Raw genomic sequence first — 12,781 nt, forward strand, 5'->3', positions numbered from 1 at the left:
CCCGCAATTCGCGCTCTACCAGAGCGTTTCTGGTCGGTGCTCGCAGAATATATCGCATTCCCTGGCGTTGACCCGGCCGATTTGTCACGTACGTAATCAGGGTGCAACACAGCGAACTTAGGTTTTTCTCAGCCGCAAAGGAACTCCGAAACAACTCGAGGATGCCGCCCATGACAAACGTCAAGACTCCAGGTTCTGAACCCGAGATACCGACCAATCACAACAATGCAGCGGGCGAGAGCGTCATCAAGCTCGGTTACGACCAGCGCCTCACCAACGAGGATCTCGCGCCACTGCGACACCAGACGTGGACCTGGTACAACATCTTCGCGTTCTGGATGTCCGATGTTCACAGCGTCGGCGGATATGTCTTCGCGGGCAGCCTCTTTGCGCTGGGCATCGCCGCCTGGCAGGTCTTGGTCGCCCTGGTGATCGGCATCGTGATCGTCAACCTGCTCTGCAATCTGGTCGCGAAACCGTCCCAGCAGGCGGGTGTGCCCTATCCGGTGACGACCCGCGTTGCCTTCGGTGTCCGCGGCGCCAACATCCCGGCCATCATCCGCGGTCTGATCGCAGTGGCCTGGTACGGGATCCAGACCTATCTCGCCTCGGTGGCGTTCGGTCTCCTTGCTCTCAAGTTCTGGCCGTCACTCGAGAAGTACAGCGAGAGTGGCGACATGGCCTTCCTCGGTCTGTCACCACTCGGCTGGGCCGGCTTCATGCTGATGTGGGTCCTGCAGGCGATCGTCTTCTGGAACGGCATGGAGACCATCCGCAAGTTCATCGACTTCTGCGGGCCCGCGGTTTACGTGGTCATGGTCATTCTCGCCGGCTACCTCATCTGGAAAGCCGGCTGGGACAACGTCAGTTTTGATCTGTCGGTCGGCCCCAGCAAAACCGGCTGGGCATCGATCACCGCTCTGATCAGTGCCATCGCCCTTGTGGTGTCGTACTTCTCGGGCCCGATGCTCAACTTCGGCGACTTCTCCCGCTACGGCAAGTCCTACAGCGAGGTCAAGAAGGGCAACTTCTGGGGACTGCCGGTCAACTTCTTGTTCTTCTCGATCCTGGTGGTGTGCACGGTGTCCGCGGGCGCCACGGTGATCGGTACGGACGAGGCGGGCAACATCATCACCGATCCGGTGCACATCGTCGACAAGATCGACAACACCACTGCTGCCGTCCTGGGTGTCCTGACATTCGCCATCGCGACCATCGGGATCAACATCGTCGCCAACTTCGTCTCCCCCGCATTCGACTTCTCGAATGTGGCACCGACCAAGATCACCTGGCGCGCAGGCGGAATGATCGCAGCGGTCGGTTCCATCCTCATCACCCCGTGGAACCTGTACAACAATCCCGACGCCATCCACTACACACTCGACACGCTGGGTGCGGTCATCGGGCCGCTGTTCGGGATCCTGATCGCCGACTTCTACCTCATCAAGAAGCAGAAGATCGAGGTCGACGACCTGTTCACGATGAACGAGAACTCCATGTACTACTTCCGCGGCGGCGTGAACCCGGTTGCGGTGGTGGCGACCATCGTCGCGGCGCTGGTCCCCATCGGAGTGGTCATCTGGGGCACCAGCTACCAGGCCAGCTTCACCTGGTTCATCGGTGCGGCAATCGGATTCGTCATCTACATGCTGGGTATGAAGCTGCTTCCCACCGAGCTGATCTATGGCACCCGGACCCGAGCTGCCGAGCCGTCTGAGGCGTCGGCCATCTGACCGGATCAACCCGATCCATATCTTCGATCGCGGGTGGCCGGCTGCGTCCGCAGCCGGTCACCCGGGCCGTTCTCGTGCCGGGACAGGAATACTGGTTGTCGTGCGTATCAGCGTCATAAATCCCAATACCACCGTGTCGATGACCGAGCAGATCGCGGCCGCGGCGCGGTCGGTGGCGGCGCCGGGAACCGAGATCGTCGGCGTCACCTCCTCGATGGGGCCCGCTTCAATCGAGTCGCACTACGACGAGGCCTTGTCCGTTCCAGGCGTGATCGAAGCAATTGTCCGCAGTGAGCGCAGCGAGCATCCCGCCGACGCCTACGTGCTGGCCTGCTTCGGCGACCCTGGACTCGATGCAGCCCGCGAAGTGGCCTCGGTTCCTGTGGTCGGAATCGCCGAAGCCGCGATGCACACCGCGTCCTTGCTCGGCCGCACCTTCTCGGTGGTCACCACGCTCGGCAGAACGATCGGTCGCGCCGAAGAGCTCGCCGAACGGTATGGACTGACGGGCCGCTGCCGCGGCATCCACGCGTGCGAGATCCCGGTGCTCGAACTCGAGACCAATCCGGACACCGCAGGCATCCTGGTGGAGGCGTGCCGTTCGGCCGCCGAGGCGGACGGCAGCGACGCGATCGTCCTGGGTTGTGCCGGTATGGCCGATCTTGCACAGGTCATCAGCGCCAAGATCGGCATTCCTGTGGTCGACGGAGTCGCCGCGGGCACCTTACTGGTCCAGTCGTTGGTCACCATGGGTCTGCGACCCCGGAACACAGGCGAACTCGCACCGCCGATCCCGAAGGTCTACCGCGGCCTGCTCGAGCCTTTCGGGCGAGGTGCGATCAGCTGACCGACGGCGTGAGGTCCGTGTCGACGATGCGCGAGAGCAATGCGGTGACCACACCTGCCATCTCATAGGGATCGTCGATCACGCCGAGGTCGGGAAGCGTGTGCATCACGGCCGCGTACACCGCTGCGTTGTCGTCGAGACCGAGCTCAGCGGTCAGTATGCGATATTCATCGATGATCATCTGGAGGCGGCCGTAGGTGACACGGCTTCCACCGTATTGCGCGGCCACTCGATCAGGCACGCTCGCCGCGGTCTTCGTGATGACGGAGAGTGCGCGAACACCCGCTTCCGCCGGACGTTCGGACGCCGAAATCGTATCGCTCACGAGGATCTCCGCTTTCGCTCTTCTCTCGCCGGTGGCGAGGTGGATTAAGGGTGCCATACGTACAGAAATGTCGGATGGGCCGTTGATTGCGCGGGCACCTTGTCTATTTATGACGTTGATCACTGCAGGTGACAGAGTTGCGGCTGAAATTCGCGACGATCGAAATAAGTGAGCGTCACGGTCAATTTCGCGCTTTGCTTTTTGTTTGCATTCGCGAATGAACAGGCGCCGCCGCCGGTTTGACATGTAATACTCCTGATTCATGACCTCCCCCACCTTGTCGCTGGTCATCCCTGCGTACAACGAAGCCGATTCGATCGGTTGGCTACTCGAGTCCCTGATGACCGAATTGGACCAGCTCGACGAGATCATCGTCGTCGATAACAACTCCACAGATGAGACGCCGCAGATCGTTGCCGGGTTCACCGACCGCATCGCCCAATTGCGTGTCGTCACAGAGAAGCGGCCAGGCGTCATCGCCGCGCGTAATGCAGGTTTCGACAGCGCGACCGGCGACATCATCGGAAGAATCGACGCCGACGCCAGAGCGAAACCCGGTTGGGCCCGCGCGGTCCGCGAGTTCTTCGCGAATGCCGACGAGACAATCGGTGCGGGCACCGGCTTCTTCGACCAATACGACATGCCTCTGCAATGGGTGCACAGGAAGTTGCTGACGGTCGCGCTGAAATCGGCCGACAAGAAGGGCGGCGACCTTCCGTCGCTGTTCGGCGCGAACATGGCGATCCGTCGGACAACCTGGGAGCAGATCCGCCCGATCCTGCTCGACCAGAACGGCATCTTCGACGACCTCGACATCACGTTGTGCGTGACCGAGGTCGGCCAGCGAAGCGTGTTCATCCCAGGCATGGACATCAGCGCCTCGGGACGCCGCATGCTCTCGAGCGTGGAGGTGTACCGCAAGTTCACCGACTACATGCCCGCCACCTATGAGGCGCGCGGCATGCACGAGCAAGCTCGCAGGTCGGTGGCCAACGTCCGGACAATGCGCGTGCTGCATCGAATCTTCTGGCTGCCATCACGTGCGTGGGACCCGGTCAAAGGCCGCTACTCGCTGCGACAGCTGGTCTCCAAACACAAGACGCGGGTGCTTCCGTACGCGTCGTCCTGACCACGTCCCCGCGATTGGTGACGCCCCGGCGATTGGTGGCACCCCGGCATCATCCCGTAAACTCTCAAGAAGAAGTTGAGAGTTTGTGAACGGATGAGGGGCAAGGTTTGCTGCGAACGCTGGATCGACGATTGCTCACGGGACGAACCGCCCTGGTATGCATGGCGGTGATGTGCCTGGGACTGACCCCGCTCGCGGCGCCTGCGACGGCCGCACCTGCACCGACAACATCCGACGAATCACCCGAGGGCGCCAACGACTGGTCCTGTGTCCCCAGCCCGGCACATCCCCGCCCGGTTGTCCTGGTCCACGGAACGTGGGCTGACATGGACACGACGTGGAAGACGCTTTCTCCCGCGCTCAAGGCCGAGGGATACTGCGTCTTCGCTCTCAACTACGGAACGAGAGCGCCCGGCACCCTTCAGAACCTCCTCGATCTCGTCGGCGGCGACACCATCGAGCGGTCGGCCCGCAGCCTCGGCGAATTCGTGTCCCGCGTACGCACCGCGACCAAAGCACCGCAGGTCGATGTGGTCGGGCACTCCCAAGGCGCGCTTGTCGCGCGGTCGTACCTGAAGTCAGGCGGTGGCTCGGATGCCGTTCGTCCTGAGCGCAACATCGTCCGCACCCTGGTCAGCCTTGCCGGCACCAACCAAGGAACAAGCTTCAACATCAACCAGCAGCTCGGTGCGATCGCCGAGATGCTCGGGATCCCCGTGGTCACGCTTGCCGCCGCAACGGTGGGGCCCTCGTACATCGAGCAGATGGCGGGCTCGCCGTTCCTTCGCGAACTGGCCGCCGGCGGGGACACCCGTCCCGGGGTCGACTACGTGGCGGTCGGTACCAAACAGGACACGATGGTGACGCCACCGGAGCACTCGTTCCTCAAGCCGGTTTCGGGCGCGACCGTGAAGAACGTGTGGGTGCAGGACGGTTGCGAGAACGCTGAGGCCAACCACATGGAGGTCACCAGCAGCCCACGTTCGGTGTGGATCACCCTCGGTGCCCTCGACCCGGGATATGCGCGGACACATCCGGCACCGTGCCCCTGACGCCAGAATGATGACTCGGGCCGGGAGAGATTTCAGAGCAGGGTTGTGACGATCCGCGCAGCCTCATCGAAGTCGCGGGCGAGATGGGTGCCGGGAGCAGAGCCGAGATAATCCCGGTAGATGGCCGAGATCTTCTTGTTGGCGTTGTCCACCATCACCACCGGCTTGTCGAGCAGAACCGAGAAGACCGCTGCGTGGAGCCGATCGGTCACCACCACCTTGCCCTCGGACAGGATGTCCACCGCGTTGCGGATGATCAGGTCGCACTGGTAGTCGAACGCCCACCGGGCGTACGGGTAGGCCCGCACCCGGACCCGCGGCACCTTGTGGATCGCCGAATTGACCAGGCTGACCGGCCACCACTTGAAGTTGTCCGCCACCGACGCATGCCACTCGGTACGCGGCACGCCCGGAAACGCCCGGCCGACATCGTCTTTCTCGTGCATCGATTCTTGATCCCGGCGTTTGAGCATCACCACGTCGCGAATCGGTTCGCTTACCGGTGGCAGTGGTCCGGCTCCGAATGCCAGGTCCGGACAGTAGACCACCCGATTGTCGGGAAACAATTCGCGGGTCGTTTCGCAGCCCGCCCTGTCGCGGATCATCAGTGTCAGATCCGGGTGCCGGGAGTATACGGCCTGCGCACGCTCCAACGCAGACTTGTCGAGAAAGTCGATCGTCTGCGGCATCTGGATGATTTTTCGGTCCGGATTCTCCTCGATCACCCGTTCACGAAAAAGCTGAAATCGGTCATATCGATCGCCGAAATTTCCACCACCCTGCAACAACAGCGGGCCCGTCGGCAGTCGACGCGAAAGGGCGGCCCGGTCGTAGGTATGCGTCGCACAGACATACGCGGGATCGATCCCCAACCGATCGAGGTACGCCAGTTGTCCGCGATAAATGAGGAGGTCACCGGAATTGAAGTGGTTGGGGTAGTCCAGAACGGCCACCCGATCACCCGGGATCTCCGCCCGCAAGATGTCAGCGGTCTCCTGTTCGATCTGGTCTACAGCTGTCGTCACGCGTACATCCTTCTGTCAGGGGCCTGCCCCATCGGGCGGCGCCCGGGTGGACGGTTCGGTGTCAGGCGATCGGCCGGTCTTCTCGATCGGCGAACAGTCGTCTGATGCTGTGCTTTCGCGCCATCGGATCGTACGTACGGGTGGGTACCCAGAACACGAGATACATCGTCCGCGCGATCCACACATTGATCCACGACGCCCGCGCTCGTGACCGGTCGCCGTGCAGCTCCCAGGTGCGGGGAACGCCCCGGGTGAACTGCCAGTACAACTTTCGGCTCGTCAGCATCCGCCGACCGGACACCTGCACCCGCATGCCCTCGATCACGGCGATCTTCCGACCCACAGCGCGCAACGCGATCGAGATGTCCAGATCCTCCCAGATCCCCGGCTCGTCATGGGTCAGCGACTCGATCTCCTCCCAGACTTCGCGCCGAATCGCCATGTTGGCCCCGTACACGCCAGGAGATTGCTTGATCTCGTCGCTCTCCCCTTTTCGCGACGTGGTCGCAATCCGCATCAGAGCGCGGTGTACGCCTTGGAGCGGCATGTCGTACTGGGTGAAGGGGCCCACGGCCGCGCCGAACTCGGGGCCCGCGGACGAGAAAAACGAGTCGATCGCTGCGGCCCACCCCGGCTGCACGATCGTGTCTGCATCGATCCGTGCGATGACGTCACTCGCGGCCGATGTCAGGCCGCGGTTGCGAGCTGGCACGATTCCCTGACGACTCTCGTCGAGCAGACGTATCTTCTGGACGGTCGCTTGGTGAGCGGCGACTATGTCGGCCGTTTTATCGGCCGAATTGTTATTGACCACAACTATCTCTGCAATGTCGTCGATTTGTTCGACGAGATTGTCGAGACACCGACCGATCGAAACTTCTTCGTTGAATGCTGGTATGACCACTGAAATGGACACAGCTCCCCCTCGCCTCGACGACCTCAATAGACAATTGGCTGCACAATGCTCCACATGCTATGCATCACATGAAATATCGGCGCGCAAACAAATGCGCGTCGGGACTCACTTTACGAGATTAGTGGACGCGGGTGTAATTGCCCCGCATTTCGCCTGCCGCTCGTTATGAACGCGCGAATATCGACTCGGTCGCTGCAGATCAAGCGCGCGCGAGTTTCGCGAGCGGGGCTCGAGCTTCGCTCGCGGTACCGGCACACGCTCGGCCTACAGATAGAGCGCGCGCGAGTTTCGCGAGCGGGCATCAAGCTTCGCTCGCCGGACCGGCACACGCTCGGCCTACCGGCCGAGCCAGACCGAGTTTCACGAGCCGGCCTCGAAGCGCCGCCGCCTGGCTCAGCGCCCGGCCAGGCTCCGCAGAGCGAACAGCCAGTGCTGCATCAACTCGTCGAGGTCCTCGGGGTCGACGGCATCTGCGATATACGTCACGAAGGCGCGCACGACCGGCCCATCCGGTGTGTCGGTGGCCATCGACTGGATGTCGATCTCGGCCTGGGCCGGCATCCTGTTCCCTCGTGCCATCACATCGCTGTCGGTGCCGCCCAACTGCGGCCCACGCACGTCCGGGAACCACGGCGCTGCCGCGATCTCGTCGGCGATGTCGCCGCCCGGGACGGTCCCGATGTAGTTGAAGACGATCTGCGGCTCGGGCAGCGCGGCCAGAGTTGCAGTCGATTCCGGGTCGAGATAGCGCAGCATGCCGTAACCGATGCCCCGGTCCGGGTTCGCCGCCATCGCCTCGCTGGTCCGGTTCAACACCTCGCGGGCGATGTCGGGCCGTTCGAACAGCGCGGCCATGTCGATGCCGGACAGGTCGATCCTCGCGGGGAACATCGACGTGAACCAGCCGACCGTCCGGGACAGGTCAGCACCGGGCACCACGTCTTCCTGACGTCCGTGGCCCTCGAGGGTCAGCAGTGCGCTGGGCACCTCGATGCCGCGGTCCCGCCGCCAACCGACCAACGCAGCAGACAAACCGGCAACCAGCTGGTCGGCCATTGTCGTCCCGTCGCCGGTGGCGCTCATCAGTGGCTCGACGATGTCGGCCGGGATCTCGACGGAGGTCCTGGTGAGCAGGTCGGTCCGGTCGCGATCGAGGTCGAGTCGGCGACTGCCCAGATCCGGGTCGTCGCCGTCGAGGATCGACGTCCAGTACTCGAGCTCGCCTCGCCGGTCCGCGACCCGCGCATGCTGGCCGGCAGTCCAGTCCCGCCATGTTGTCCCCGCGTCGGGAAGGTCAACGGGAGCGCCTGCCGAGATCTGCGAGCCCGCGGTGGCGATGTCCGCCACCAGGATTCGCCACGACACCGCATCCACCACGAGGTGGTGCGCAACGATCAGCAGTCTGCCGGCCACACCCGGTCCCGCATCGAGCCACGCGAGCCGCAGCATGACGCCGTCCTCAGGAGCAAGCCTGTCCATCTCCTCGAACAGCGCCTCGCGCAGGGCATCCTGGTATCCAGGCGCACCCGGGCGGCTGTCGTCCGCCAGATTCACGCGGCGCAGCAACGGGTGCACGTCCACAGATCCGGGTGCACCGATGCGCAGCGCCTCGGCGTCGCGATCGAGCCGGGACCGCAGGATGTCGTGGGTGTCGATGACCGCGCCCATGGTGGCCGCGATCTGGTCTGCCGTGACGTCGGCAGGAAGGTTCACCACCATCGGCATCACGAACCTGCGGGTGTCTCCGCCGCGTTCGATCATGCGCGCTGCGGCGGGACTGAGCGGGGCCAGCGTCGGGTCACCTGGCGCAGCAAGGGGTTCGGCACTCTCGGCTGCCGTCTCATCCGTGTCGGACGCGGCACCAGCGCGATCCACCGCAGCAGCGAGCGCGACGATCGTGCGGTGCTCCAGCACATCCCGGGCGGTGAAGTGCACTCCGGCCGACCGGGCGCGGCTGACGAGCTGCATCGCGAGGATGCTGTCGCCGCCGAGTTCGAAGAACGAGTCGTCGGCACCCACAGACTCGGCACCCACCAGCTCGCCGACGATGCGGCAGAGCACCTCCTCGGTCGGGGTCGACGGTGCCCGGCCCGCAGCCAGAGTGGCCTCGGGTAGTGGCAGTTCACGTCGTGCGATCTTGCCCGACCGGCTGCGAGGGAACTCCTCCAGCGGAACGATCACCTCGGGCACCATGTACGGCGCGAGTGTGCGTGCCGCGTGCGCACGGACCGCCTGTGGATCCGCGTCGTGTCCGGTGACGTAACCGACCAGACGCTGCCGTCCGCCGTCCTCGTGCATCACCACGGCGGCCTGGGCCACCGAGTCATGCTGTGCCAGAGCAGATTCGATCTCTTCGAGCTCGATGCGCAGACCGCGGACCTTCACCTGAAAGTCGACCCGGCCGAGGTACTGGAGTGTGCCGTCCGCGAGGCGCCGTACCCGGTCGCCGGTGCGGTACATCAGCGACCCGGCAGGGCCGAACACACTCGGGACAAAACGTTCGGCAGTCAGGTCAGGACGCCCGAGGTACCCGCGTGCCAGCTGGTCACCGGCCAGGTACAGCTCACCCACCGCACCCACCGCGCAGGGCCGGAGCCACCGGTCGAGGACAAAGCTGCGGGTGTTCCAGACAGGCCGGCCGATCGGCGCCGCATCGGCACGGGTTGCGTGCCCGTTCAGGTCCGTCCCCGGTACGGCGACGACCTGCGAGGTGGCATCGACGGTGACCTCGGTGGGCCCGTAGAGGTTCACCACCTGCGCGCCGGCGATGTCGGCCACACGTTGGGCAAGCGACACCGGGAGGGCCTCGCCACCACTGAACACTGTGCGCAATGAGTTCAGCGATCCGGGTTCTGCCGACTCCGCGAACACGGCCAGCACCGACGGCACGAACTGCACCACGGTCACGTCGTGCTGCTGTACCAGCGACACCAATTCATCGGCTTCGCGATGTGCCTGCGGACCCGCGATCACGGTGGTGGCACCGACGATGGTGGGCGCGAACATCTCCCAGACCGAGGCGTCGAAGGTGAACGGCGTCTTGAGCAGGACCACGTCCTGCGCCCCGAATCCGTGTTCGGAAGCCATCCACTGGAGCTGGTTGACCAATGCCCGCTGGGAGATCTGAACACCCTTGGGCCTGCCGGTGGATCCGGAGGTGAACAAGACGTACGCCAGTGAACGTGGACGCACCCTGCCCCTGCGTTCGCCGGGACGTATCGGGCTGTCGTCGATGGACTGCAGATCCGGCACGGTCGGGTCCAGGCAGTTGACGCCGGGCAGCGCCGAACGCAGTCGTCCGAGCTGTGCCGAATCAGCCACCACGCAGGTGACGTCGGCGTCCGAGACGATCGTACGCAACCGGTCGTCGGGCGCCTCCAGGTCGAGCGGCAGGTACGCTCCGCCCGCCTTGAGGATCCCGTAGACGGTCGCGACCTGTTCGAGGCTTCGCGACATGGCGACGGCCACAACGGCATCGGGCCCGACGCCCCGGGCGATGAGCGCCCGCGCCCGTTTGTTGCCCAGAGCGTCGAATTGCGCGTACGTCAGCGTCCGCTCGCCTTCGATGAACGCGACGGCGTCGGGAGTTGCCGCCACCTGCTCGGCGAACAGTTCCATGGCGGTGCGGTCGGTGATCTCTTTGCCGGTGGCGTTCCAGGTGTCCAGTTGCGCGTGCAGTTCGTCGGCGTCGAGCAGGTCGAGTTCACGAACCGGCGTCAGACTTGCCTGCGCGAACGTGTCCAGGACCCTGACCAGTCGATCGGCCAGCACCTGTGCGCGGTCGTCCGGCACCAGGGACGGCAGGTACTTCAACTTGAGCGACAGATCTGGATCCGCCTGTGCCAGAAGCGTTGCCGGGTAGTGCGACGCGTCGTTGATCTGTGCGCCCGCGATCGACATGCCGTCGATGTCCGACTGCGCGTCGAGCTTGCCGCGGTCCACCGGGTACGACTCGAAGACGGTGAGCGTGTCGAACAGGATCGGCAGCCCCGCAGAACGCTGGATCGTGGGCAGCCCGACATGGTGCGCGTCGAGGAGGCCTGCCTGTTCGGACTGGATCCGTTCGAGGAGCCCGAGGACGGTCTCCCGCTCGTCGAGCCTGATCCGCACGGGGATGGTGTTGATGAACAGTCCGAGTATCGACTCGACGCCCGGGATCTCGGGCGGTCGGCCCGAGACCGTGGCACCGAACACGACGTCGTCACTGCCCAGGGTGCGTGCCAGCACCAGACCCCATGCGGCCTGCACCAGGGTGTTCATCGTGATGCCGCGGTCTCGCGAGAGATCCGCGAGCCCTTCAGCGGTCCGATGACCGAGGTCCAGCCCCAACTCGATGGGGATCTGATCTCCGGCGCTCTCAACGGCCGGCTCATCGACCAGCAGAGTCGCCGAGTCGAGGCCGTCGAGGGCGTGTTGCCACGATCCGACGGCCGTGGCCATGTTGCGCCGGTCCAGCCAGGCCAGGAAGTCGCGGTACGAGCGGTTGCGGGGCAGGTACGAGTCGTCGCCGCCGGTGGCGTACAGCGTGAACAGCTGTTCCATCAGAAGCGGTCCGGACCACCCGTCCAGCAGGATGTGGTGGTTGGTGAGCGACATCCGGTAACGAGGGGTCCCGTCGGCATCCGGGGCGATGCGCAGGAGCAGCGCGCGCATCAGCGGCGGAGCGGCCATGTCGAACCGGTCGCTGCGGTGAGCCCTGAGCAGCCGGTCGACCTCGTGGTCGGCGGCAGCGCTGTCGGTCCGGTAATTGTCGGTGAGATCGATGAACTCCCAGGCGATGTCGACGCCACCGGCGATCACCTGGACAACCGAGCCATCGCCGATGTGCCGGAATCCTGCGCGCAGGTTGGGGTTTCGTCGCACGAGAGTAGCCATCGCCGCACGAAGGCGCTGTTCGTCGACGGCCCCGCGCAGCTCGAGGACAACCTGTGCGGTGTAGACGTCCGTGACGTGCTGACCGGCGACCTCGGCGTGGAAGAGCATGCCGATCTGCAGCGGCGAGAGCGGCCAGATGTCGTGCACGACGGGGTAATCGCGCTCGAGTTCCTCGATCTCGCGCTGGCTGATCCGGACCAGCGGGACGTCGGACGGGGTCAGTCCGCCGGCCCTTCCACTGCGCTCGTGGGTGGCGAGCGCGGTCGCCGCAGACACCCAGAGTTCGGCGAGTTCCTGCACATCGTCGTGGCCGAGGATCTCCCCGCGTAACCGAAGGAGGCCGACAGCCGGGCACCGTCGGCGTGGTCGGTGGTGACCGCGTTGATGCTCAGGACCGCGGGCACCACCATGCCTGGATCCTGTGCGCCCGCAACCGATCCCCCACCATCGGTGGCTCGCTGCCACCCGTTGGCGTCTGCGACCGGGTCCGTGTCGTCCTGCCCGGCGCTGATGCGGCCGAGGTAGTTGAAACCGATCTGGGCACCCTCGTAGCCCGCGAGCGCGGGAACCGAACGCGCGCCACCGTGAGCGAGGACGCCGAATCCGATGCCGTTGCCGGGCACCGCGAGCAGTTGCTCCTTGACGGCCTTGAAAGCCGAGCCCGCAGCAGGGCCACCGGCGAACGCGTCGCCCTGGTCGATGCCGGTGAGGTCGAGGGCCACCGGGTACAGACTGGTGAACCAGCCGACCGTCCGAGACAGGTCGGCTCCACCGACGGCCTCTTCTTCGCGCCCATGGCCTTCCAGATCGATGAGCAGCGTGTCCGAGTGGACCCCCGACGCGCGCGCCATTGCCGCACAGCCAAAGCGAGTGCCGTCA

At 64.8% G+C, this 12,781-nt stretch carries 9 protein-coding genes; 4 read left to right on the top strand and 5 right to left on the bottom strand.

Features of this window, described 5'->3' with window-relative positions; all coding sequences use genetic code 11:
- Positions 1-170 precede the first annotated feature (170 nt).
- Together MVA47_RS22300 and MVA47_RS22305 are read left to right on the top strand one after the other, a co-directional pair.
- Positions 171-1,733 carry an NCS1 family nucleobase:cation symporter-1 gene (locus MVA47_RS22300; RefSeq protein WP_247209903.1) on the top strand — a complete coding sequence of 521 codons (1,563 nt, stop codon included), beginning with the start codon at positions 171-173 and terminating at the stop codon, positions 1,731-1,733.
- Between the two features lie 100 nt (positions 1,734-1,833).
- A complete protein-coding gene (locus MVA47_RS22305; protein ID WP_247209904.1) occupies positions 1,834-2,580 on the top strand; it encodes an aspartate/glutamate racemase family protein in 747 nt (248 codons plus the stop codon).
- Here the strand turns inward: MVA47_RS22305 and MVA47_RS22310 are convergent.
- Entirely contained in the window at positions 2,573-3,169 is a 597-nt protein-coding gene (locus MVA47_RS22310; RefSeq protein WP_247209905.1) for a hypothetical protein, read from the bottom strand. The two genes, MVA47_RS22305 and MVA47_RS22310, sit on opposite strands and share 8 nt — an antisense overlap.
- On the opposite strand from MVA47_RS22310, the gene MVA47_RS22315 reads away from it, so the two are divergent.
- Positions 3,168-4,034, top strand: a complete 867-nt coding sequence (locus MVA47_RS22315) for a glycosyltransferase family 2 protein (protein ID WP_247209906.1) — start codon at positions 3,168-3,170, stop codon at positions 4,032-4,034. The genes MVA47_RS22310 and MVA47_RS22315 overlap by 2 nt on opposite strands.
- A 131-nt stretch (positions 4,035-4,165) precedes the next feature.
- Entirely contained in the window at positions 4,166-5,086 is a 921-nt protein-coding gene (locus MVA47_RS22320) for a triacylglycerol lipase (protein ID WP_247209907.1), read from the top strand.
- A 32-nt stretch (positions 5,087-5,118) separates the two neighbouring features.
- Here MVA47_RS22320 and MVA47_RS22325 read toward each other — a convergent pair whose 3' ends face one another.
- The 4 genes from MVA47_RS22325 to MVA47_RS26825 form a co-directional block, all read right to left on the bottom strand.
- Entirely contained in the window at positions 5,119-6,111 is a 993-nt protein-coding gene (locus MVA47_RS22325; protein ID WP_247209908.1) for a polysaccharide pyruvyl transferase family protein, read from the bottom strand.
- 61 nt (positions 6,112-6,172) lie between these two features.
- Entirely contained in the window at positions 6,173-7,081 is a 909-nt protein-coding gene (locus tag MVA47_RS22330) for a glycosyltransferase family A protein (RefSeq protein ID WP_308280589.1), read from the bottom strand.
- A 339-nt stretch (positions 7,082-7,420) separates the two neighbouring features.
- Entirely contained in the window at positions 7,421-12,202 is a 4,782-nt protein-coding gene (locus tag MVA47_RS22335; protein ID WP_247209909.1) for a non-ribosomal peptide synthetase, read from the bottom strand.
- Positions 12,121-12,753, bottom strand: coding sequence for a condensation domain-containing protein (locus MVA47_RS26825; protein WP_281505572.1), 633 nt, complete (start codon positions 12,751-12,753; stop codon positions 12,121-12,123). The genes MVA47_RS22335 and MVA47_RS26825 overlap by 82 nt, the downstream gene beginning before the upstream one ends.
- Positions 12,754-12,781: the final 28 nt, after the last annotated feature.

The sequence above is a fragment of the Williamsia sp. DF01-3 genome (assembly GCF_023051145.1).
GTDB lineage: Bacteria > Actinomycetota > Actinomycetes > Mycobacteriales > Mycobacteriaceae > Williamsia.

Coding starts and splice junctions, on each gene's coding strand:
- MVA47_RS22300 (WP_247209903.1), top strand. CDS start 171: ATGACAAACGTCAAGACTCCAGGTTCTGAACCCGAGATACCGACCAAT.
- MVA47_RS22315 (WP_247209906.1), top strand. CDS start 3,168: ATGACCTCCCCCACCTTGTCGCTGGTCATCCCTGCGTACAACGAAGCC.
- MVA47_RS22310 (WP_247209905.1), bottom strand. CDS start 3,169: ATGAATCAGGAGTATTACATGTCAAACCGGCGGCGGCGCCTGTTCATT.
- MVA47_RS26825 (WP_281505572.1), bottom strand. CDS start 12,753: ATGGCGCGCGCGTCGGGGGTCCACTCGGACACGCTGCTCATCGATCTG.